The sequence below is a fragment of the Thiohalomonas denitrificans genome, assembly GCF_900102855.1.
In the GTDB taxonomy this organism is placed as follows: Bacteria; Pseudomonadota; Gammaproteobacteria; order Thiohalomonadales; family Thiohalomonadaceae; genus Thiohalomonas; species Thiohalomonas denitrificans.
Genome location: NZ_FMWD01000005.1, coordinates 93,270 through 116,221 on the forward strand (window position 1 = coordinate 93,270; position 22,952 = coordinate 116,221).

The window sequence follows — 22,952 nt, forward strand, 5'->3', positions numbered from 1 at the left end:
TTCATGTCTGGAACCATTCTATAAATCAGGCGTTGAGCGCGTATAATGGCACGCCACGGAACGGAATTCAGCCCAAATAAACGGGACCACCGACAGCACAACCCTGCGACCGTGCATCCAAATTCCTCTACCATATGGGCCCTTTTCACTGAGACCCGGCGATGCATCATTTTACTCCCGGCCAGCGCTGGATCAGCGATACCGAACTGCAGATGGGGCTCGGCACTGTGCTTTCGGTCGAGCCGCGCACGGTCACGCTCCTCTTCCTCGCCACCGAGGAGGTCCGCACCTATGCCCGGCAAACGGCTCCGCTGAGCCGTGCGGCGTTTGCTCCCGGCGACCGGGTACAGAGTCACGAAGGCTGGTCGCTGGAGGTGCACTCGGTGATCGAGCGCGACGGGCTGCTCACCTATCGCGGCCGGCGCGAAAACGGCGACGAAGCCGAGTTGCCGGAGGGAGAGCTCGATAACCTGATGCAGTTGAACCGCCCGGCCGACCGGCTCTTTACCGGCCAGATCGACCCGGACAGGTGGTTTGTCCTGCGCCAGCGCACGCGCGACAAGGCCGCCGAACTGGCCTCCTCCGATCTCCACGGACTCACCGGCGCTCGCACCAGCCTTATCCCCCACCAGCTCTACATCGCCCATGAGATAGCCGACCGCTACGCACCGCGGGTGCTGCTGGCGGACGAGGTGGGGCTCGGCAAGACCATAGAGGCGGGACTGATCCTGCACTACCAGCTACTCAGCGAACGCGCCCGACGCGTGCTGATTGTGGTGCCGGAGAACCTCCAGCATCAGTGGCTGGTGGAGATGCGGCGCCGGTTCAATCTGCGTTTCAGTCTGTTCGATGAAGGCCGCTGCCGTGCCGCGGAGGAGAGCGAAAACGGCGTCAATCCGTTTCAGACCGAACAGCTCGTTCTGTGTGACCTCTCTTTTCTGGCCGAACAGCCGACCCGTTTCGAGCAGGCGCTGGAGGCCGACTGGGACCTGTTGGTGGTTGACGAGGCCCACCACCTGCAGTGGTCCCCAAATGCCGTCAGCCGCGAATACCGCTGCATCGAGCAACTCGCAAAACGCACCACCGGTGCACTGCTGCTCACCGCTACCCCCGAGCAACTGGGAAAGGAGGGCCACTTCGCCCGCCTGCGCCTACTCGACCCCGATCGCTTCCCGGACTTCGACCGCTTTGTTGCCGAGGAACAGGACTACGAGCCGATTGCCGCGGCAGTCGGTGAACTGCTGGCGGGCACCCCCTTGAGCGAAGTGGCCGAGGCCACCCTGCGCGGCACGGTCAATGAAGGCGACAATCAACCTCTACTCGACGCACTAACGTCCGGCGATATCGGGACTTCAGGCAGCGCACGCGAGGAACTGGTCGAGCACCTGCTGGACCGCCACGGCACCGGGCGGGTGCTGTTTCGTAATACCCGCGCTGCGGTCAAAGGCTTTCCCGCAAGGCAGCTCCACGCCATCCCGTTACCGCTGCCCGAAGCCTATGCCGAGACCTTCTCAGCCGTTCAGACCACGGGCTCCCGCGAAACGCCGTTGCTGCTCTGCCCGGAGCGGCTGTATCAGAGTGAAGGGGCTGCAACCCCCTGGACCCGCATCGATCCGCGGGTCCAATGGCTCATTGCCACCCTCAAGCAGCTGCGGTCGGAAAAGGTGGTCGTCATCACCGCCACAATGGAAACCGCCGGCGACTTGGCTGAGGCGCTGCGGATTACCGCCGGCATCCAGGCGGCCCTGTTCCATGAAGGCATGAGCCTTCTGGAGCGGGACCGCTCCGCCGCCTTCTTCGCCGACCGGGAGTATGGCAGTCCGATACTGATCTGCTCCGAGATCGGCTCGGAAGGACGCAACCTCCAGTTTGCACACCATCTGGTCCTGTTCGACCTGCCGCTCAATCCCGACCTGCTGGAGCAGCGCATTGGCCGGCTGGATCGCATCGGCCAGAGCGAGACCATCCACATTCATGTCCCCTACCTCGAGGAGACCCCCCAGTCGGTCCTTTTCCACTGGTACCACGAGGGGCTCGGCGCCTTCGAGCATACCTGCCCCACCGGACACAGCGTATTCGTTCAGGTCGAACCCGCGCTGCAGGAGGCACTGCACAATGTCGATGCCGACACCGAAAGCCTCCCTGCCCTCATCGCCGCCACGCGGCAACTGAACGAGCGCCTGCTGGACACCCTGCACCGCGGTCGTGACCGCCTGCTCGAATACAGCTCGTGCCGACCGCAACGGGCCGAGGCGCTGACCCGACGGGCACGCACCGACGCCGCCGCCAGCGAGGCCGAACTGCTGAACTACCTGGAGGAGCTGTTCGACGCCTTCGGTGTCGAGCTGGAGGAGCACAGCGAAAATGCCTTTATCATCCGGCCCGGTGCACAGATGCAGGAGCCATTCCCCGGTCTGCCGGAAGACGGCCTTACCTTCACCTGTCATCGCGCCACGGCTCTCGCCAACGAAGACATGGAGTTCTTCACCTGGGAACACCCGCTGGTCCTGCGGGGCATGGAGATGGTGCTGAGCAGCGAACGCGGCAATACCGCAATCACCGCTGTAAAACACCCCAAGATCACGCCGGGCACCCTGCTGCTGGAAGGCATCTACCTGCTGGAGAGCGCATCCAGTCGGGCGGTGCAATCCGGCCGTTATTTGCCCCCCTCCAGGATACGGGTCGTGGTCGACCCCCAGAGAGTCGACCACGCCTCCGAACTATCGGAGTCATCGCTGAACACCAATAGCACTGCGGTGGAGAGCGAAACCGCCCGGGAGATCGTGAATGCCTATCGGCAACCGCTGCGGGACCTGCTCCGGCACAGTGAAACGGCGGCACGCCGACGCATCCCTGAGCTCCTGGAGCAGGCCGGGCATCGCATTCACCAGATTCTGGATCGGGAAATCGACCGCATGCACGCCCTGCGACAGGTCAACCCGAATGTGCGTGAAGAGGAGTTGCATTATCTGGAGCGCCAGCGGGAAGCGGCGGAAAAGGCCATCGCATCGGCGGTTCTGCGCCTCGATGCGCAGCGGGTGATCGTGGCTACCTGAGAGGGGTACGCATCGGGCCAGGCAAAGGGCTCGGTGCGACTGCCTGTGCCCGGATGCGAGTACTCGGTTCCGCTACGCTATACATAGGCCCAGGCCGATAGCACCCATGCCCGCCACCATCGACAACCTAAGCCCCCAATGTCCCCTGCCGCCTGCGTTTGGTGAGAGCCATCTGGCGGATGAGGCCCGCTGCATCGAACAGCTCCTCGATGCCGCCTCCTTTTCCCCGGAGGTCAGTCAGCGGATCGAAGCGCGGGCGGCGGCACTGGTCCGGACAGTCCGTAAGAGTCGCCGACCTCAGCTCCCGCTGGATGCTTTCCTGGGCGAATACGGGCTCGACAGTGAAGAGGGGGTGCTGCTGATGTGCCTCGCCGAGGGGCTGCTGCGTATCCCCGATCCGGCGACAGCCGACCGGCTGATCCGTGACAAGCTGGTTCCCGCCCACTGGGACGCCCACATCGGTCGGAGCCCCTCACCCCTGGTCAATGCCTCCACGTGGGGCCTGCTGCTCACCGGACGCCTGGTTGCGCTGAGTCGGGATGGGGGGGAACCCAGCCCGGGTCGGGTCCTTTCCCGAATGCTGGCGCGCAGCAGCGAGCCGATGTTACGTGGTGCGCTGAACGGGGCCATGCACCTGCTGGCACGCCAGTTCGTGATGGGGCGCAGTATCGATGAGGCGCTGCACCGCTCCGCCGAGGGCGACGCCGCCCGCTACCGCTATTCCTACGACATGCTCGGCGAGGCGGCACTCACGCGCGATGACGCGGCCAATTACCGCGACGCCTACGCCAATGCCATCGTCGCGGTGGGCGGCACGACGAGCGGTGAACTGCTTGCCCGGCCCGGCATCTCCATCAAGCTCTCCGCCTTGCATCCACGCTACGAATACGCCCAGCGCTGCCGGACGGTACCGGAACTGGCCGGCGTGCTGGCGGAGCTGGCCGCGCTTGCCCACGAGCACGGCGTGCCGCTCACCATCGATGCCGAGGAGGCGCACCGGCTGGAGCTCTCGCTCGAAGTATTCCAACGGACGCTGGCCGATCCCCGCCTGGTGGGCTCCGAGAGTCTGGGTCTCGCGGTGCAGGCCTACCAGAAGCGCGCCCCCGCGGTGCTGGAGTGGTTGAGTACCCTCGCCAGGACGCTGCGGCACCGGATCCCGGTGCGGCTGGTCAAGGGCGCCTACTGGGATTATGAGATCAAACAGGCCCAGCAGCTCGGCCTGCCCGGCTACCCGGTCTACACACGTAAGGCCCATAGCGACGTCGCCTACCTGGCCTGCGCCCGGCACCTGTTTGCCTCCGACCGGCTTTACCCGCAGTTCGCAACCCACAACGCCCATACCGTGGCGGCGATCCTGTATCTGGCCGACGGGCGTCCGTTCGAGTTCCAGCGCCTGCACGGCATGGGCGAGGCGCTCTACAACGACCTGGTCCGCGACGGCGTGGCCGCGTGCCGCGTCTATGCACCGGTGGGCAGCCACCAGGAACTGCTGCCCTACCTGGTGCGTCGGCTGCTGGAGAACGGTGCCAACACTTCGTTCGTGCACCGCATCGCCGATCCCGATATCCCGGTCGAAAGGCTGGCTGCCGACCCGGCACAGCGGATACATACCCGCGGCACCTCCCCCAACCCTGCCATCCCGCTGCCCGATGCACTGTACGGCGCCGAGCGGCGCAACAGCCGGGGCCTGGCCCTCGACAACTGCCGGGATCAGACCGCCCTATACGCGGCACTCCATGGACAACTGCAGCACGACTGGAACGCCGCGCCGATGATTGGCGGCGAGATGATCAGCGGCCGGGTGCGCCCCGTCACCAGTCCCCATGATCGCCAGTGCCGGGTAGGGCAGGTTTGGGAGGCCGATGCGCAAATAGCGCGGCGCGCCATGGAGAGTGCCAGGTCCGGCGCCAGGGCCTGGTCGGCCACGCCGGTGGCCGAACGCTCCGAGGCGCTACGCCGTGCCGCGGACCTGATGGAGTCGAACTATCCGACTCTCATCGCCCTGTGTATACGTGAGGGCGGGCGCACACTCCCCGACGCCCTGGCCGACGTACGCGAGGCGGTGGACTTTCTGCGCTATTACGCCACGCTGGCGGAGCACGACCTCGCCCCCCGCACCCTGCCCGGCCCCACTGGCGAAGAGAATCGTCTGCTCTACGAAGGACGGGGTGTGATCGCCTGCATCAGCCCGTGGAACTTCCCGGTGGCGATCTTCACCGGCCAAATCGCCGCCGCCCTCGTTGCCGGTAATGCGGTGGTGGCCAAACCGGCCCACCAGACACCGCTGGTGGGCATGCAGATCTGCCGGCTGCTGCACCAGGCCGGGGTGCCCCCCGCCGTGCTTCATTACCTCCCCGGCCCCAGCGCTGCGGTGGCCCCCACCCTGCTCTCGCACCCGGCCCTGGCGGGCGTCCTGTTCACCGGCTCCACCGCCAGCGCCCGGCACATCCAGCGCACCCTCGCCGCCCGCGACGGGCCACTGCTCCCGCTAATTGCCGAGACCGGCGGGGTCAACGCCATGGTGGTGGATAGCTCAGCGCTACCCGAGCAGGTGGTGGTGGATGTACTGCGCTCCGCCTTCAACAGTGCCGGTCAACGCTGCTCGGCACTGCGCCTGCTGTGTCTTCAGGAGGAGTGTGCCGAGCGGGTACTGGGCCTGCTCTCGGGCGCACTGGCCGAGCTCCATATCGGCGATCCGCTCGAACCGGACACGGACATCGGGCCGGTCATCGACGAGGCCGCCCGGGATACCCTGGACCGACACATTCGGAGGATGGAGAAGCAGCAGCGCCTGGTCGCTTGCGCGGCACTCCCACCAGCGGCCGCAAAAGGCTGCTACGTCGCACCCTGCATATTCGAACTGGACGATGCGGGCGTACTGCGGGAGGAGGTCTTCGGCCCGATACTGCACGTGGTGCGCTATCGCGGCGGCGATCTGGAAGCACTGCTGGACACCATCAATGCCAGCGGCCACGGCCTGACCTTCGGGATCCACAGCCGCGTCGATGCCACCGTCCGGCGGGTCGCGGAGCGCATCGGTGCGGGCAACGTCTACATCAACCGTGACATCATCGGCGCGACGGTGGGGGTGCAGCCGTTCGGTGGGCGGGGACTCTCCGGCACCGGCCCCAAGGCCGGCGGCCCGGATTACCTGCGTCCCCTGGTGCAGGAAAAATCGATTGCCACCAACACCGCCGCAGTCGGCGGCAATACCGGTTTACTGGCAGGCAGCGATGAGGAGTAAGGCGCGACGTATTCATGGCATCCCCAATATTAATGAGTTGCGCCCCGCCCCACCGTTAGCTGATCGGTGCTCTAGACTGTTGTCCGAGGGTCCCGCACCCTCGAACGTCAAGCGATTCTCAAGGAGGAGACCATCGTGCTAACCCGATATTTCGCCCTAGTCGCAGGCCTCGTTTACCTCCTGGTCGGCATCATCGGCTTTTTTCCGGCAGCCCTGCAGCCTCCGCCACCCGGCGCTCCGGAACTTACCGTCGACAATCTCTATGGTTACCTGTTCGGGATCTTTCCCGTCAATGTGCTGCACTCACTGGTGCATCTGGCGCTTGGGATCTGGGGTGTCGTTGCCTACCGCTCCTTTCCCGGTGCGCGCACCTACGCGCGCGGCCTAGCCTGGATCTACGGGATTCTGGCGATAATCGGGGTTTTCCCCGCATTGAGTACACTTTTCGGTCTGGTCCCGCTCTTCGGCCATGTCATCTGGTTGCATGCAATCACTGCACTGCTGGCAGCCTACATCGGCTACATGACACCGGATCCGGAACGCATGGGTCCCCGTTGAGACTCGTCACTGCGGGAGCAAGGGGATGCGGTCGGTTCAGAGCCAGCCCGCGCCCGCCTGCTCCCGTCCGATGAACCTGCGGCGCGACCCTATGGGCTGGGTCGCGCCTGTTCCGGTTGGGCTAAAACCGCTCCCAGTGGCCCATATAGCGCCACTCCCCCGCCGGCAGCTTCGCCATCGGCAGCCGGCCGATGCGGATCCGCTTCATCGCCACCAGCTTCAGCCCCACCTGTTCGCACATATGGCGGATCTGGCCCGGCCGGGGATCCTTGAGGGCAAAACGCAGTCGGGTTTCGTTCTGCCAACTGACCTTGATACGTGGCAATACCCGGCCTTCAAATTCAAGTCCGTGCTGAAGCCGTTCGAGCCCGCCCGGCGCCAGCGCACCGGCCACCTCGACGATGTACTCCTGCTCGAACCGGTCGGCGTCTTCGGTGAGCTTTCGCACCACGCGCCGGTCCTGGGTAAATACGGCCAGGCCACCGGCACCTGGCTGCAGTGGCAACATCAGGGAGAGGCGTGCGAAGTGGCACTTGAGTACGCGCCGTTCGCTTGGGTCATCCGGCGAGTGCGAAGCGTGTGAAATCAGCTGCAGCGCGCTTTCCGGATCGATCTCCGGCGGCTGGTTCAGCAGAAGCGTCACCGGCTCAAGGGGCACGGCCTTCGCCTGCGGGTCCACCTCGATTTTCTCGTCGGCGACCCTGAAGTGCGGCTCTTCCACCACCGCCCCATCCACCCGCACCCAAGCGCCCTTGATGTAGAGCTCGGCCTCGCGGCGAGAACACGGCAGCAGACGGGCAACGCGCTTGGAGAGGCGGAGACTTTCAGTCATGACAGGGCATCCTGGTTGGCAAGCGACCATTGTAACCGGTGCAGATTCGAAGGTATCCGAAACCGTGGCTATTTTCCCTCCCCCGAAGTCGCATCCGAAACCGCATTCTCCCGACGGGCCAGCAGAACAAAAGGCAGTGCCAGAAGCGACACGCCCGCCCCCAACACATACGAGATCGCATAGCTCCAAACGTCGGCTGCCCGACCGAGGGCCGGCTGCAGCACCACGCCGCCGCTGGAGCTGAGCAGATTGTCGAAAGAGAGCACCGTCGCCCTCTCCCCGGACGGGATCAAACCGTTGATGAAGGCCTGCCGGACCGGATAGCTGATCGCGTCCACAACCGCCCACAGCGCCAGCAACACCAACGCCATCCAGAACACCGAGGTAAAGCCGATCAGCGCCAATGCCCCCGCCCCCGTGAGGTAGGTGAAAAAGACCAGCGTGGTCCTGCGTCCGAACGCCCGCCGCACATACGGCACCAGGAAACCGCCCACAATCTGCGCACCGGCAAAGATCGCAGCCGCCAGCCCGGCGATGGCGTAGGACTCTTCCCGGCCGTAGAGGGCGAGCAGGTAGGGTTGCATGGCATAGAAGGCGTAATAACCGACACCGGCCACAAACACTTCCGCCAGCATCAGCCAGCGCACCGGGGGGGTTCGAAATCCATGGGTCAATGAAGAGCTGAAAACCCCGCGCACCTCACCTGACACAGAGGCGCCGCTTCGCCTGGTAAAGCCATAATCATGCATCAGGGCATAGGCCACCAGAAAGGTCAGGCCCAGCATGAGCGCACGTAAAACGTAAGGCACCCCAAGATGGGTCAGCTGAGCCACCACACCGCCGCTCACGGTCCCAATCAGCATGGCAATACCCCCGGCGATCTGCCCTTTGGCGAAGGCTGCATCGAGCGTCCCCCGATAGTCAGCAAACTTCAGGGCATCGACGAGCCACGCTTCGGTGGCGCCACTGAAGAAGGTAAAGCCAAGTCCAAGAACGACCGAAGTGATCGCCCACGCCCAGAACGGGCCTTCGATCTCCCAGAGCAGGAGATACAAGGCGGTCGACACGAACAGGGTAAGTGCCCCGAGCAGATATGAGATGCGTCGGCCAAACGCATCGGCAACGACACCAGTGGGCACCTCGAACAGTACCTGACCGACAGTAAAGAATGCGTTGGCGGCAAAAGCCTCGGTGATACTTAGTCCCGCATCCAGTAGGAACAACGTATTGATGCCCCAGATGAACGAAAAGGAAAAGGTCGAGAGCACGGTGAGCGTGAGATAGGTATTGAGGATCTGCCGGGCCGTGACTCTCATTTGCTCCAGTATAGAGTGCTCGACCCTTCGTCCTTCAGTCCATTCGAGGAGGAGAAGGCCAGCCAACGTACCTGGGGCAGCCGCCGGATTGCCACCCTCTAGCGTCCAGCCAGATACCATTCGGCTTGCAGTGTTTCGCCATTCGTTTCCGGAAGATTCCCTACGGCTACAATGAGAGTAGTTTCGCTGCGAATTAGCGACGCATGCCGCCGCCGACTGGGAAGCGCGCGAAGTTTTCTGGATCGTAAAGCACGACATTAAAGGGACAGGCATGCCCGCCTTCGGCCACTGAGCTTACACATCCAGTTACGACTTAAGGAGAACTAAAGGTGTCCTATTTACGCTTCGCCGCGATGATCGCCACCTCCACGTTGGCCATGTTTGGCCTGATGTACTTGAACAGTTACGCGCTTGAACACCTCTTCTGGAGCGAGACACGTGCTTACATGGCGTTTGTGATGGGTGCGACCATGGCGATCATCATGCTCGGCTATATGCTGGGGATGTACCGAAACACGAAGGTCAATATCGCTATCTTCGCCGGCAGTGCCATTGTTTTTTCGCTTGCACTTTGGCTGGTGCGCAGCCAGGCAACAGTGAGCGGTGAGAGCTACATGCGAGCGATGATCCCACACCACTCCATCGCCATTCTCACCAGCAAACGTGCACAGATAACCGATCCACGCGTTCGCAAGCTGGCCGAAGAGATTGTCGAGGCGCAGGAGCGGGAGATTGCGGAGATGCGTTACCTCATCGCCGAGCTGCCTGGGAACATAGATCCGGAAATCTATAAAGGAAAGCCGGCCGAGGTCGCCTCGCTCGATGAGGCGCTCAGTAGCCCCGAGATCGCCACGCTCGATGCGGCGCCGATGCAACCAGCAGAGTTCAACAAGGTCCTTCCCGCCGCCCCGGGTTGCAGTTTCTCGCTGACCGCCACCGGACCGCCTGTGCTTGTCGCGCGGGCAACCGCGGGGCAAGGTGTCGCGGCCGAGGCGGTGACCAAGCTGAGCGGAACGCTGGTGCCATTACAGTCGGAAACGGCCACTGGCTTCGAGGGGCTGCTTCGTGGCCCGACGCTGCACGCCGACGGTATCCGCATGGTGGTCAAGCCGGTTCCGGATGAGGAGCCGGAAGCCATCAACGGCGTACGGCGCTGGAAGGCTGATCTTCGTTTGGAACTCGAACAGGGGCTCCGTGTCGGCTATCGAGGGTTTTACTTCTGCGATCCGGGCTGATGTGGCACCTCTCAATCTGGTTTCCTCGCAAACCATCTGACCGGTGGTAAAGAAGGCACTTTCGACAAAGCCTTCATGGCACTCAGGCCCGCATCCAACAAAAAGAGCGTACTGATTCCCCGGATGGGCGAGGAGAAAAGGTGTGCCGTGAGCGTGAGGTAGGTCTTGAGGATCTGTCCGGCCGTCACCGGACGTCACTTTCATCTACTCCAGTATAGAGCGTTCGACTCACAGTCCCCCTGGCCACTCCAAACGAAAGTTTTCTGGACTGGCCCTATCGGTGTATCGCCGCCCTTGCCGCACTGCGGCTCCCCAGAATCGCTCCGCAGGCTGAGAAAATGACACTTCAGCAACAGTTGATACTATTAACTGAGTGTTCCGAGTCAGCGGCATCATCCTGCAGGAGCGCCTCCGGAAAGGACATTCCCATACACCCGAGCGGGAGCCATGCCAGGACAGAACGAACAAAAGGACAAGTCCGTCAATAGCCATACACCATATGCGCCGTTGATCCTCGCCGAGCAGGTCAGACAGCTTTACACCATTGCTCCCATAGGCTTCGTGGCGAGCCTGCTCAATTCGCTTCTCGTGTTCTTCGTCACCAAGAGTGTGATGAGCTATCCAGTCATCGCCACTTGGCTCGCGAGTATATGGATCATCACACTCCTGCGTATGGGCCTGGTGGTATGGTTTCGCTCAATCCCTTTTGAGACCGAAACGGCGATCCTCTGGAAAAGACGGTTTCTTATCTCGCTTGTCCTCACTGGAGCCGCCTGGGGAAGTATCGGGCTTTTCCCACTTGCGGAAGCCTCTCTCGCCCACCAGGTTTTCCTCGCCTTTGTGCTCGGAGGAATGGCCGCAGGTGCATCTTCCACCTATTCCATGGTGAAGTCCGGTTATGCTGCATACACCATCCCCGCCCTCCTCCCGCTGGCCATACACTTCATCTTGCTGAACGATGACTTTCACTTCGCAATGGCAGCCATGGTTTTTCTGTTTGGAGGACTGCTATGGAGGATTTCCCTGCACAACTATTCTGTAAACAGGACATCACTTCTGCTGCGTTTCGAAAACCAGGAGATGATACACAGGTTGAAGGCAGCGAAAGAGCATGCGGAGGGGCTCAATAAGAAGCTTGTGGCTGAGATTGATGCCAAGCTCAGCGCCGAAGCCGAACTCAGACAATACCATGAACACCTCGAACGAATTGTCGAGGAGCGGACCGCAGACCTCAGCACGGCAAACAGGGAACTGGAACAGTTCGCCTACGTCGCCTCCCACGACCTGAAGGCACCGCTTCGCGCGATAGCCAATCTCGCGCTGATCATCGACGAAGATGCCTCCGAAAGGCTGGAACCCGAAAACCGGCGCCACCTCAAGCTGATGCGCGAGCGGGTCCGGCGCATGGATGATCTCATCGAAGGAATGCTCACCTATGCCCGACTGGGCCAACCGGCTGCCGGGCGGGATAGCGTGGCACTTGACGATCTTCTGAACGATCTCCTCGCTGACCTGCCGCTACCTGCGGACTTCGATCTGGAATTGCAGCAGCCGCTGCCGCGCCTGAATGCCGATCCTTTACATGTACGGCAGATCTTCCAAAACCTGATCAACAACGCAGTCCAGCATCACGACCGGCCCATCGGCCACGTGTGGGTCCGTGCCCGTGACGCGGGCGAACATTGGCACCTTGAGGTGGTGGATGATGGGCCGGGCATTCCCGAGAAGGAGCGGCAGCAGGTGTTTCGTATGTTCGCCACCGGCAGCAAAGAGGCACACACCGGAATCGGTCTCGCGGTAGTCCGAAAACTCGTACTCGGCTATGGGGGGCAGGTGGAAGCCCTGCCGAACCATCCGCGAGGTACCGTCATCCGCATCACCTGGCCCAAGTAGTCACAACCCTACCTGCTTCAATCCCTCGCCCCAAATCCAAGTGATGAGCTTCATCTATTCACTTGCAGGTCAGTCTACCAGCAATCTCACCCGCGCTTCCGCCGTTGCTTTATCCAATTCGATTTCCACCTCGCAGTACTCGTGAAGTTCGTCCACAGGGGTGGGGTCATCGGCACAGTTGCAACCGGCAATGATGCTGAAATAGTGGATGCCGACCCGTGCGTGAATCATCCCGGGACTCTCCGATACCGTCAGGATCATCACCTCAAACTGATCGCCACTCACATAGCTACCGTGTGAGAGCCCCTGTTGCAGGGGCAATGCATCGGGTGCCAGATTCTCCAGCTCCGATTTCAGAGTGTCCGCGAAATCCGAGGTTCCCCACGCTGTAACGGCCTCGGGCAGCCTTGAAATCGATACGTTCATCTCTCCTCCGCGTTTTACGTTTCCATGGCCGGCCACCAGATTGACTTCGAATCGCCCAGAGGCTGGGCTCCTGTCCGACACGCACGATGACGGCTGCCTTGAGCCCCGCCTTAGCCTAAACTGGCAACAAGCCACACAGGGAAAGAGTGTCATGCCCACGGAGAAAGGACGACCGGAAGGGATGAATTGGCTAGTGGGGAATACGTCTTTAGTGCTGTGTATCCTTTCCAATCTGTTCGGCGCGGGCACGCTGCCGCTCTTCTTGGGCCCGCAACTCGGGCGTGAACTCGGCCCCGAAATCCTCCGCCTCAAACACCGGGCGCAGTTCAATCCCGGTTAGCTCTTCGGTGGTTGGTATCACGCGAGCCTCGGAATATTTGGAAACACTCGGCTACCGACGAACACCCGGGATTCGCGCCTGCCGAACCGGCTGGAGCAGCGCACTTTCCTTCCTATCACGCTGGTCGCCAGACCGGCGAATTACGCTCGCGACAATTGCCCGTTTTTCCCTGTTAGTTAAGATAACCTGCAGCTATTTAGAATAAGTCTAGATTTTTGTGACGCAATTCACGATAATGGCAGCTCAGCCGGAATCCTATTCCAAAAAAATTGCCGGTTAGAAAAACCGGGTCGGTACTGCGCGACGTAATTTTTCTTTCTCACTTGCGTGTACCTGTGGAAATTCAAACCGGCCAATGAATAAAAAATTAACCAGTCCGGGCGTTCAAGGTCCGAGAAAAGGGGGAGAAAATGGGGGCCACCGAATATCGTGTTAATGATGAGATCCGTAAGAGCGGAGTGGACTACTTCGATCCTGAGGAGTATCTGATCGATAGTGTTCGCCGTGCCACAGTGAATGAACAAAACGTCGCCATTTCCCTCCTTGGGGCGGGTGAACTCATTGTGCTCAGCACCCGGGGCGAATACTTTGTCGATGGTCCCTCCCTGGAGCCTTTCTGCCGTGCGCCTGCCGACCAGCTGGAGGTGACGGTTCTCGCCAAAGCCGACCCGCGCATACTTTCTATCAAAAGGGGTCGTGATATCGACGAGCTGATGTGGCAAGCCGGTTTTCACGCATCCGCGGGACGTCTGATGGATGGCTGCTATCGGGACGATGTCATTAAACTGAGCCACTGGCCCAACCTCAGCCGTCTGCCGACCACCCCAAACACTACCCGTCTCTGCGCGGTGTTGACCCGCTACCCGACTTCAGTCGTGCTAATCGGCTCTTTGCTAAAAGTGCCGAGCGATGAACTCTATCAGTTCTACAGTGCGGCTCGATGCGCCGGGCTTGCTCACACCGTAAATCGCGAGCCCGACGAGCCAGCCCTGCCACCCCATCGCAGCCAAACCCTGCTCTCCAAACTGATCGACCGAATCATGAGGCTATAGGAGACGCTATGGAACACAAACTTACCTTTGCCGGCCCGGTCGGCGCAGGCAAAACCACTGCGATTGAATCCATCAGCGATATCGAAGTGGTACGCACAGACGCAGGCGCTACCGACGACACGCTCTTGCGCAAGGCCAGGACGACCGTGGCCATGGACTATGGCATGCTCAACCTTGAGGGTGGGGTGAAATTGCACCTTTACGGCACTCCCGGTCAGGAGCGCTTCAGTTTCATGTGGGACATCCTGGCCCAGGGGAGTATCGGGCTGGTACTACTGGTGGACAACTGCCGCGAGGATCCGTTGGCAGATCTGGAACTCTATCTCGACTCCTTCAACTCGTTCGTCCAGAAAAACGCTGTCGTGGTCGGCGTTACCCGCATGGATATCGAGGGCCGACCCGGGCTCAACGCCTATCACAGTAAACTGGCCGAGATGGGTCTGAATCTGCCGGTACTCGAGATGGATGCCCGCGAGCGAAGCGATATCAAGGCGCTGCTACTAGTGCTGATGTCCATTCTCGACCCCACTCTCAAACGTTGAGCCACCATGACTACCCCCATTCTTTCCCTGCAAGGATACGGTGTCGCGTTTGGTGAACGAGTCATCCTCAGTTCGCTGGCGCTGGAAATCAACGATCGACAGATTACGACCTTATTGGGACCTGCAGGGACGGGAAAGTCGACGCTGCTGCGTACCCTTGCTGGTTTTAACGACGCTAATCCATCACTTCGCACCTGGGGAAGGGCAACTTACCTGGGCGAAGAGTTAAACCAAGTGGGACGGCCAGCGCTGGTTTCCCAAAGCGCGCAGCTGATGATGTCCAGTGTTCTGCAAAACCTGGTTCAGGAACTGCCGGAACGGCATACTCTCACACCTTTTCAGCAGCGCGAACTGGCCCAGCGATTGCTCAGTGGCGCAGGTCTTGACTCCCTTGTGGATCGACTTGATGAACAGGTGGTACGCCTGCCCCTGGCCATCCAGAGGCACCTGGCCATCCTGCGCCTGACGGCCACCGGTGCCCGGCTACTCTGTATCGACGAGCCAACAACCGGGCTCGAGCGCGACGAAGCTCACCGGCTCCTGGATTATATCCGCAAGGAGAGCGCCAACCGTGCCATCGTCGTGGTGCTGCATAGCCAGGAACAGGCTCGACATATGGCCGGTGAGATCGCGCTGCTTGCTGGTGGGATGATTCAGGAGATCCGCCCCAATTCAGCCTTCTTCGAAGAACCGGAGAGTAAAGCCGGCAAGCAGTTCGTCCAACACGGCACCTGTTGCGTCCCGGCACCGGACGCCGACCCGAAGACTCTCGACGAAGCCATACTGCCGCCTCCTCCTTTGCCCAAAGAGGCAACCACCTTTGTCAGCGATGCGTTCGGTCCCCGCGGATTTCTCTGGCTCAAAAAAGGCTCGCTCGCAGGAACACCGCGGCCGGGGATCTTTCTTGATATGGATTACGACTTGAAGTCGTTGCGCCGGGTCGGAATCAACACCTTGATTTCGCTCACCCAGACACCGGTAGATCCGGAGGTGCTCAAATCCCACGGCATCAAATCATTACGTTTTCCCATCATAGACATGCAGGCCCCCGACTATGCGTTCGCCGTCGACATTTGCGAACACATAGAGGTCCTGCTGGGGCAAGGAGAGGTTATCGCCGTCCACTGCCGCGCTGGTCTCGGCCGTACCGGCACTGTCCTCGCAGCCTATTTAATCTGGGAAGGGAAATCGGCGCTCACCGCACTGGAACAGGTGCGACGTGTAGAACCCCGCTGGGTCCAGTCGCAGGAGCAAGTAGCATTTCTGGATGATTTCGCAGCCCAGCTGGCCGACAACCGTGCGGAGCGGGGATGCTCCGGCGGAGATAGCAATCCAACGGCATCAAACCAATAAACTTACTTAGGAGAAAACACATGGCGAACGACCTCAATGCAGCCTTGCAAGCGTCAGTGGCATCCATTCCCGAATGCCTGGCAGCAGGCTATGTCGACCTGAGCACCGGCATGCTCTTGGACATCAGAACGGTGGACTCTCATCCCAACGAGGTGTTGGAGCTCCTCGCCGCTGCCACTGCCGATCTTTTCCAGGGCCAGAATGTGCAAACCATAGAGAACCTGTTCAAGCGTTCCCGTGGGCTACCGGAAAACGACGGCCATCACTATTTCCAGGAAATGATCATCAACAGCGACAACCTTATTCACATTTTCCTGCGCGGCAAAACGAACCCCGAGCACGTCGTCACCTTCGTCTGCCGTTTATCAGCCAACCTCGGCATGGTATTGACAAAGGCGCGCTCATCGATGCCCAGTATAGAGAATGCTTTATAACAAAAAGGGCCAGGACCGCCGGCAAAAAGTGCCGGCAGTCTCCCCTTTCACGACTTAACAGGTTACCGAAATGGTTACAATTCCGGAGAGTGGCGCCCACCCCAAGGCTAGCCAGGTACGTTCCGTGCTGCGCGCGCTCAATGCCACCAACAATGATATCGAGGCTGCTGCCGCAGTCACAACGGACGGATTGATTATCGGTTCGGTCCTCGGGGATGAAATCGATCAGGACCGTTTTGGCGCCATGTCCGCCTCGCTACTGGCACTGGCGGAACGGGCAGCAGCGGAAGTGGCGCGCGGTCAACTCAAGCAGGTACTCATCGACGGGACCTCTGGCTTAATGCTGCTGGTGCAGGCGGGGTCGGACGCAGTGCTAGCCCTCGCTGCCAAGCCGACACCCAATCTCGGGCGGGTATTCATCGATGCCCGCACGACCGCCGAGAAGATCAATATCCTGATCAATACCTCAAGCACTGGCAAGGAGCACTGACATGACACTCATTGAATACAACGGCGACCACTATGAATGCCGAAAGGGTGAAGTACTCCTCGATGCACTGTTGCGCCAAGGCGCCGATGTCGCTTTCTCCTGCCGCAACGGCATCTGCCGTGTCTGCCTGAAACGCTGCACAGAAGGAAAGATTCCCCCACAGGCGCAACAAGGGCTGGCCCCTGAGCTTTGCGCCGCGGGTGAATTCATGCCCTGCCGCTGCGTACCTACCAACAACATGGTGATCACGGACAGCGCGGCTGCATCCGCGCATAGTGCACCAAAGAAGGCAAATTCCGGCCCACGCCTTCCTGATCCCGACCTATGGGCCGCCCTCGGCAACGGCGTGGTCCTGCGGCAAATCCTCGAAGACTTCTACACCCGGGTCTACGGCGACGAAAGGCTGTCTCCCTTTTTCAAAGACACAACCAAAACCCGCTCCGTCGATAAGCAGTACCTTTTTATGCGCCAGTTGATCAGCGGCGAAAAGGTGTTCTTCGGCGACCGGCCCAAGAACGGTCATCACTGGATGGTCATCTCCGATGAGTTGTTCGACTACCGCCGGGACCTGATGATGGAATGTCTGGGCCGCTCCGGTTTACCCGACTCACTCATCGCCCGCTGGATGCAGATTGAAGACAGTTTTCGCGATGACATCGTCAAGAGCAAGCCCCACCCGAAAGTGATCGATGGCATGGAACAGCCGCTGGACGGCTTCGGAGAAGAGACCCTTGACGTCGGCTCACTCTGCGACGCGTGCGGCGAGGAGATCGATCCCGGCGTTACCGTCCGTTACCACCTGCGACTCGGAACGATCTACTGCCCTACCTGCGCGCACTTGACCCCGACCTCGATGACGACTGCATAGGCCGGTTTAGCAGCCAACCGGCCAGGCCGAGCATCCAATGGCCAGGGCCGGTTGCCAGTCCAGCGCCCTGACTTCCCGGCCAGGAACTCCGCTCGATCTCACGCAGCAAATTTCCCGCAGCAAGTCCAGATTCGCGCCGCCTCCACCTGCGTGAGGAGCACAGCAGGTGATCAGGGTCCACCAAAGTTAGCTCTCAAAAACCGGCCATCTCTAACGATGGGTGTCCATGCTGGTTCCTTTTTCCCGTCGTCTATTGCCCAAGCGGGTAACCCACGTCGCCCCCTGGCGCATGCGGCACATTCTCGTTGATGGCCGTCCGGGATTCGGCGTACTATGTGACCTGGTGAACAAACCACCAATCGGCCCTTCGCCATGAATCCCTAACACTTCCGTGGAACATTCGGCGCACCAGAGGGCAGCACCATGAATAGACTTGCGGCAGCGATGGGGCTCGCACTCCTTTTCGCTGTCATTTATGTCATCTGGCCCGCGCCGAGGCCAGGCTCCGTGGCGCCGGAGACGCCCTCCACCACCGGAGCCGAGTGGGTTTTACGTTTCGGCCACAACATTCCCGCCGACAGCGCACTGCACCAGGCCTCCGTCCGCTTCGCCGAGGAGGTCCAGAGCAGGAGCGGCGGCCGGGTCCGGGTCGACGTCTATCCGGCACAGCAGCTCGGCAACGATCACCAGATGGTGGAGATGGCGCGTGCCGGCGAACTGGATATCATCCTGACGCCGACCGCCAAGCTGAGCGTCCCGTTGCCGGCGATGCAGTATGCCGACCTCCCCTTCTACTTCCCGTCGCGAAATGATCTCTACGAGATGCTCGACGGGGAGCCCGGACAGATACTGCTCGACAAGCTTCGCAGCATCGGCCTCATCGGCGTCACCTTCTGGGAAAATGGCTTCAAACAGTTCACCGCGAATCGTCCGCTGCAGCGTCCCGAGGATTTCGCCGGCCTAAACATGCGGATCATGAAAAGCCGCATCCTGATGGAACAGTTCAGGGCGCTCGACGCCCACCCCATTCCAATCGACTTCCATGCCACCCGCGAGGCGCTGCACGATGGTGTGGTCGATGGCCAGGAGAACCCGCTGGTCGCCATCGTCAGCATGGGCATCCACCAGGAACAGTCGCATCTGACGCTGAGTAATCACGGCTACATGGGCTACGTCTTCTCCATCAGCGCCGCGGTGTTCGAACGGCTGCCCCAGGAGATCCGCTCAATCCTGATCGATACCGCCCGTGAGTTGACCCCGTGGGAACGTGCGGAGACCCACCGCCGCGAGGAGATGCTGCTCGAGGCAATTCGCGAGGCGGGCGTTACCATTCATCGGCTCGACAGCGAGGCACAGCAGGCGTTTGCCGAACGCACCACCCATATCGCCGACATCTTCGAGCCGGTGATCGGCGCCGATCTGCTCTCCAGGACCCAGGAGCTGCTCGACCGAAAATACAGCGGCAAGGGGAACCGTTCCATCGTGGTGGGGCTGGACGCCGATCTGTCAATGGATGGCGGGAGCTCGGGGCTCGCTCTCAAACGCGGCGCCGCGCTCGCCATCGAGGAGATCAACGTCGCCGGCGGCGTACTCGACAAGCGCCTCAAGCTGCGCACCCGGGACCACAAGGGGATGCCGAGCCAGGGGGTGCGCAATCTGAGCCGTTTTATCGATGAGCCCGAGGTTATCGCCGTCATCACCGGCCAAAACAGCCCGGTGACCACCGCACAATTGCAGCCGGCGCACGAGGCCGGGCTGCCGCTGCTGGCCGCCTGGTCCTCCGCCACCGGCGTGGTCGAAAACCGCTACTCCCCCAATTTCGTTTTCCGGGTCTCGGCCAACGATCGGTTGGTCGCACCGTTCATGCTTGATCATCTGCTGCAAGCGTACCGGCGACCGGCGATTCTGCTCGAAAACAGCGTCTGGGGCCGCAGCAGTCTCAAGGCGATGAGAGAGGCCCTGGCGAAGCGCGGCCACACATTTGCGCATACCGAATCGTTCAACCGCGGAGAGACCGAGTTTGCCCCCTATCTGACACGTATAGAACAGAGCGGGGCCGATGTGATCGTGATGGTCACCAACCCGCATGAGGGGCAGCTCATCGTCGACGTACTGGCGCAGCGCACTGCTCCCCTGCCGCTCTTCTCCCACTGGGGTATTACCGGCGGCGACTTCTGGAGTGCCAACCGGGAGGCGCTCGAGCAAATCGACCTCACATTCTTTCAGACCTTCTCCTTTCTCGAGCCGCGGGGCCCCGCCAGCGCGCATCTCGCCAGCCGCTATAAAGAACGCTATGCCGTCTCTTCCGATCGGAAGATCCTCGCACCGGCCGGAGTCGCCCACGCCTACGACCTGGTGCACCTGCTCGCCGCCGCCATTGAGCAGGCCGGCTCCAGCGACCGCGCTGCAGTGCGGGACGCTCTGGAGCGGTTGAAGCGCCACGATGGTGCCGTGAAACGGTATTCACCGCCGTTCACGCCCGAGCGCCACGACGCGCTCGGCCCTCGGGACTACCGCATGGCACGGTTCGCAGAGGATGGTGCCATCATTCCCCTGCGCCCCGGCCCCGATGACGGAATCGCTCCATGAGAGCGCATGCCGCCAGTGAGCGAAAATTCAGCTTGAAGCGCAAGCTGATGCTTCAGACTTCCGTCTTTGTGGCAGCCATCATGATGCTGGTGACGGTGCTGGTCGCCGTCCTGCTCAACGGCTACCTGAGCCGGCAGATGCATGCGACGCTCGAGGACGTCAGCCGCTCGGCACAGATGCTGCTGGAGCAGCGCATCGCCTACCTGGTAGAGAATACCGGACGGCTCGCAGGCAGCCAGCTGGTCATCAACGGCCTGCTCGACCCCCAGGGGCGCCAGACCTACCTGCCGGAACTGGCGAAAAATTTTGCCGCCGGGGGCGACGTCGCCGCCTTCTCACTGGTCGACTTCGACGGCCGGCCGATCTACCAGAGACAGAGCGAACTGCGCGAGTACAACCGTTCCACCGAACTCCGTGGGGCGCTCGCCATGGGTCAGCTCACCCTGTTCATCCGTCCTTCAGAAGAGCGCCTGATAGTCGCCGCGCCCGTCGAGTACTACGCCACCACCCAGGGCGCACTGGTGGTCGAATTCGATCTCGACGCCATCAGCCAGCGCAGCCGGCTGTACCAGAGCGAGGGCTATTACAAGCTGCTGGTCGGCGGAGAGGAGGTCGTCTCCCACCGCCACTCCCCAGACGAACGCTATATCAGCCAGCGCGTAAGCGCCGACAGCCGCACACCACTGCTCAACACTCTTGGGCTTGAGGTTGAAGTCGGGTTTCCCGAAAGGATCTATCTGGCGCCGGTATGGGACGCGGTCCAGCGGTTTATCTTGCTGGGTGCGGTGCTGACCCTGGCGGCGGTTTTCGTCTCCGCCTGGATCGGCAACACCATCGCCCGCCCGATTCTGGCGCTGCACCGCCGCGTGACCGCCGACGAGTCTCCCGAACTTCTCGGGCGCCCCCTCGGCACCGGAGATGAACTGGAGGAGCTCGCCCAAGGGTTTGCGCACCACGCCGCCGAACTCCAGCGCCAGCAGCAGAGCCTGGAACAGATGGCGCACTTCGACTCGCTGACGCGACTCCCCAATCGCGTACTGCTGGCCGATCGGATACAGCAGGCACTCGCACGGGCCAAGCGCTCCAATACGCTACTGGCCATCTGCTATCTCGATCTGGACGGCTTCAAGCCGGTGAACGACAACTACGGCCACGACATTGGTGACCTGCTGCTGGTCAATGTGGCCGAGCGCCTGCACCGTTCGGTGCGTGGTGCCGACACCGTCGCACGCCTCGGCGGCGACGAGTTCGTACTGCTCTATGGCGATCTGCATCAAGTCGAGGAGGCGGAGCAGGCGCTGGAGCGCCTCTTGAAGACACTGGCACACCCCTACCGTCTCGGGGCCGAGCGCAAGGTGGAAGTGTCGGCAAGCATCGGCGTCACCCTTTTCCCATACGACAACAGCGATCCAGACACACTGCTGCGCCATGCCGATCAGGCGATGTATCTGGCCAAGCAGAACGGCCGAAACCGCTACCACCTGTTCGATCCGGAACATGACCGCGAGGTCCGCACCCGGCGCGAGGCGCTCGGCCGGCTGGAACGGGCGCTGGTCAACGGCGAGTTCGTCCTCCACTACCAGCCGAAGGTGGATATGCGCAGCGGAACCCTTGTCGGCGCCGAGGCGCTTATCCGCTGGCAGCACCCGGAACGCGGACTGGTTCCGCCCGGCGAGTTCCTGCCGCTACTGGAGAACACCGACCTTATCGTCAGCATCGACCAATGGGTGCTGGATCAGGCGTTAACCGATCTGGCGGCGTGGCGCACGGCGGGAATCGACCTGACCGTCAGCATCAACATCTCCGGACGGCACCTGCAGAAATCCGATTTCCGCGCCAATCTCGAAGCGGCATTGATGGCCCACCCCGAGGTGCCGCCGAGTGCGGTGGAATTGGAGATCCTGGAAACCACCGCCTTTGCCGACATACGCCAGGTCTCCGTCGTGCTCGAGTCATGCCGCAAGCTCGGCGTCAGTTTCGCCCTGGATGATTTCGGCACCGGCTACGCGTCGCTGGGTTACCTGAAAAAGCTGCCGGCCCAGACCCTCAAGATCGATCAGTCCTTCGTGCGGGACATGCTCACCGACAGCCAGGACCTGGCGATCGTCGAGGGTATCATCGGCCTCTCCCGCGCCTTCCACCGGCAGGTTATCGCCGAAGGGGTGGAAACCGAAGAACACGGTGCCGCACTACTCCAGCTCGGTTGTGATCTCGGGCAGGGCTACGGCATCGCCCGTCCGATGCCGGGCTCGGATTTTCCCTCCTGGTTCGAGGATTATCGCGCCCGCCCCTTCAGCACCGCGAGCACTCCGCCCCTCGGGCATGCACTCTCGCCGGTGACGGCCGAATTCGAACACCGGCGCTGGGTCCGGGAGCTGATCGCCTGGCTCGAGGAGGAGAAAGGCACCCGCCCCCTGCCCGCCCTGGACGAACACGCGTGTTACGTTGGCCGCTGGCTTGCACAGCAGCGCGGGACAACCCTCGGCAACCGCCCTGAACTCAAGCAGCTCGACGCGATCCACCACGAATTCCATGCACTGGCGGTGGAGCTGTCGCAATCACACCACAGCAGCCGCAGAAATCTGCAGAAATACCGCGCCGCCCTCCTTCGCCTCCGCGACCGGCTGGTGACACAGCTCCGCAGCCTGCCATCGAAACCCGAAACGGAGATAACCTCAGTCACACCACGGAAAACGTGATCACATATTTCTGGCTATTCACCTG

Annotated in this window: 17 protein-coding genes; 13 read left to right on the plus strand and 4 right to left on the minus strand. The window is 61.6% G+C overall.

The annotated features are described in order from the left end of the window. The first annotated feature begins 161 nt into the window (after positions 1-161). The 3 genes from rapA to BLP65_RS09025 all read left to right on the plus strand — a co-directional run bounded on the left by rapA (position 162) and on the right by BLP65_RS09025 (position 6,858). Complete coding sequence (gene rapA, locus BLP65_RS09015; protein WP_092995712.1) at positions 162-3,056, plus strand: RNA polymerase-associated protein RapA; 2,895 nt, start codon at positions 162-164, stop codon at positions 3,054-3,056. A 106-nt stretch (positions 3,057-3,162) separates the two neighbouring features. Then, complete coding sequence (gene putA / locus BLP65_RS09020; RefSeq protein ID WP_092995715.1) at positions 3,163-6,300, plus strand: bifunctional proline dehydrogenase/L-glutamate gamma-semialdehyde dehydrogenase PutA; 3,138 nt, start codon at positions 3,163-3,165, stop codon at positions 6,298-6,300. 135 nt (positions 6,301-6,435) lie between these two features. Then, positions 6,436-6,858: a DUF4383 domain-containing protein gene (locus BLP65_RS09025; protein WP_092995718.1), complete on the plus strand. Its 423-nt coding sequence runs from the start codon at positions 6,436-6,438 to the stop codon at positions 6,856-6,858. 121 nt (positions 6,859-6,979) lie between these two features. On the opposite strand, the gene BLP65_RS09030 is transcribed toward BLP65_RS09025, so the two are convergent. Further along, positions 6,980-7,690 carry an rRNA pseudouridine synthase gene (locus tag BLP65_RS09030; RefSeq protein ID WP_092995722.1) on the minus strand — a complete coding sequence of 237 codons (711 nt, stop codon included), beginning with the start codon at positions 7,688-7,690 and terminating at the stop codon, positions 6,980-6,982. A gap of 68 nt (positions 7,691-7,758) precedes the next feature. Further along, on the minus strand, positions 7,759-9,006 hold the full coding sequence (locus BLP65_RS09035) for an MFS transporter (protein ID WP_092995725.1): 1,248 nt from the start codon (positions 9,004-9,006) through the stop codon (positions 7,759-7,761). A gap of 329 nt (positions 9,007-9,335) precedes the next feature. Between BLP65_RS09035 and BLP65_RS09040 the strand changes: the two genes are divergently transcribed. Both BLP65_RS09040 and BLP65_RS09045 read left to right on the plus strand, forming a co-directional pair. Continuing rightward, the gene (locus tag BLP65_RS09040; protein ID WP_092995728.1) at positions 9,336-10,241 is read left to right on the plus strand and encodes a DUF305 domain-containing protein; all 906 of its coding nucleotides are present in this window, start codon (positions 9,336-9,338) and stop codon (positions 10,239-10,241) included. A gap of 447 nt (positions 10,242-10,688) precedes the next feature. After that, entirely contained in the window at positions 10,689-12,134 is a 1,446-nt protein-coding gene (locus BLP65_RS09045; RefSeq protein WP_092995731.1) for a sensor histidine kinase, read from the plus strand. A 69-nt stretch (positions 12,135-12,203) separates the two neighbouring features. Here the strand turns inward: BLP65_RS09045 and BLP65_RS09050 are convergent, their stop codons facing one another. Continuing rightward, positions 12,204-12,560: a hypothetical protein gene (locus tag BLP65_RS09050; RefSeq protein ID WP_217631954.1), complete on the minus strand. Its 357-nt coding sequence runs from the start codon at positions 12,558-12,560 to the stop codon at positions 12,204-12,206. A gap of 208 nt (positions 12,561-12,768) precedes the next feature. Then, entirely contained in the window at positions 12,769-12,921 is a 153-nt protein-coding gene (locus BLP65_RS09055) for a hypothetical protein (protein WP_217631955.1), read from the minus strand. A gap of 389 nt (positions 12,922-13,310) precedes the next feature. Here BLP65_RS09055 and BLP65_RS09060 point away from each other — a divergent pair, with 389 nt between their 5' ends. From BLP65_RS09060 to BLP65_RS09095, 8 genes are all read left to right on the plus strand, one after another. Further along, complete coding sequence (locus BLP65_RS09060; RefSeq protein WP_092995734.1) at positions 13,311-13,952, plus strand: hypothetical protein; 642 nt, start codon at positions 13,311-13,313, stop codon at positions 13,950-13,952. Between the two features lie 8 nt (positions 13,953-13,960). Continuing rightward, positions 13,961-14,494, plus strand: a complete 534-nt coding sequence (locus BLP65_RS09065) for a GTP-binding protein (protein WP_092995737.1) — start codon at positions 13,961-13,963, stop codon at positions 14,492-14,494. Between the two features lie 6 nt (positions 14,495-14,500). Beyond that, entirely contained in the window at positions 14,501-15,847 is a 1,347-nt protein-coding gene (locus BLP65_RS09070) for a phosphatase domain-containing putative toxin (RefSeq protein ID WP_092995740.1), read from the plus strand. 20 nt (positions 15,848-15,867) lie between these two features. Beyond that, the gene (locus BLP65_RS09075) at positions 15,868-16,281 is read left to right on the plus strand and encodes a hypothetical protein (RefSeq protein ID WP_092995743.1); all 414 of its coding nucleotides are present in this window, start codon (positions 15,868-15,870) and stop codon (positions 16,279-16,281) included. A 70-nt stretch (positions 16,282-16,351) separates the two neighbouring features. Beyond that, positions 16,352-16,771, plus strand: coding sequence for a roadblock/LC7 domain-containing protein (locus tag BLP65_RS09080; RefSeq protein WP_092995746.1), 420 nt, complete (start codon positions 16,352-16,354; stop codon positions 16,769-16,771). Between the two features lies 1 nt (position 16,772). Continuing rightward, positions 16,773-17,639, plus strand: coding sequence for a 2Fe-2S iron-sulfur cluster-binding protein (locus tag BLP65_RS09085; RefSeq protein ID WP_092995749.1), 867 nt, complete (start codon positions 16,773-16,775; stop codon positions 17,637-17,639). Between the two features lie 423 nt (positions 17,640-18,062). Next, entirely contained in the window at positions 18,063-20,228 is a 2,166-nt protein-coding gene (locus BLP65_RS09090) for a DctP family TRAP transporter solute-binding subunit (protein WP_092995751.1), read from the plus strand. Further along, a complete protein-coding gene (locus BLP65_RS09095) occupies positions 20,225-22,927 on the plus strand; it encodes an EAL domain-containing protein (protein ID WP_092995754.1) in 2,703 nt (900 codons plus the stop codon). The genes BLP65_RS09090 and BLP65_RS09095 overlap by 4 nt, the downstream gene beginning before the upstream one ends. Positions 22,928-22,952: the final 25 nt, after the last annotated feature.

Bases quoted from the DNA above. Each gene is read 5' to 3' on its own strand.
- rapA (WP_092995712.1), top strand. From the start codon at position 162: ATGCATCATTTTACTCCCGGCCAGCGCTGGATCAGCGATACCGAACTG.
- putA (WP_092995715.1), top strand. From the start codon at position 3,163: ATGCCCGCCACCATCGACAACCTAAGCCCCCAATGTCCCCTGCCGCCT.
- BLP65_RS09030 (WP_092995722.1), bottom strand. From the start codon at position 7,690: ATGACTGAAAGTCTCCGCCTCTCCAAGCGCGTTGCCCGTCTGCTGCCG.
- BLP65_RS09035 (WP_092995725.1), bottom strand. From the start codon at position 9,006: ATGAGAGTCACGGCCCGGCAGATCCTCAATACCTATCTCACGCTCACC.
- BLP65_RS09045 (WP_092995731.1), top strand. From the start codon at position 10,689: ATGCCAGGACAGAACGAACAAAAGGACAAGTCCGTCAATAGCCATACA.
- BLP65_RS09050 (WP_217631954.1), bottom strand. From the start codon at position 12,560: ATGAACGTATCGATTTCAAGGCTGCCCGAGGCCGTTACAGCGTGGGGA.
- BLP65_RS09060 (WP_092995734.1), top strand. From the start codon at position 13,311: ATGGGGGCCACCGAATATCGTGTTAATGATGAGATCCGTAAGAGCGGA.
- BLP65_RS09065 (WP_092995737.1), top strand. From the start codon at position 13,961: ATGGAACACAAACTTACCTTTGCCGGCCCGGTCGGCGCAGGCAAAACC.
- BLP65_RS09070 (WP_092995740.1), top strand. From the start codon at position 14,501: ATGACTACCCCCATTCTTTCCCTGCAAGGATACGGTGTCGCGTTTGGT.
- BLP65_RS09075 (WP_092995743.1), top strand. From the start codon at position 15,868: ATGGCGAACGACCTCAATGCAGCCTTGCAAGCGTCAGTGGCATCCATT.
- BLP65_RS09080 (WP_092995746.1), top strand. From the start codon at position 16,352: ATGGTTACAATTCCGGAGAGTGGCGCCCACCCCAAGGCTAGCCAGGTA.
- BLP65_RS09085 (WP_092995749.1), top strand. From the start codon at position 16,773: ATGACACTCATTGAATACAACGGCGACCACTATGAATGCCGAAAGGGT.
- BLP65_RS09090 (WP_092995751.1), top strand. From the start codon at position 18,063: ATGAATAGACTTGCGGCAGCGATGGGGCTCGCACTCCTTTTCGCTGTC.
- BLP65_RS09095 (WP_092995754.1), top strand. From the start codon at position 20,225: ATGAGAGCGCATGCCGCCAGTGAGCGAAAATTCAGCTTGAAGCGCAAG.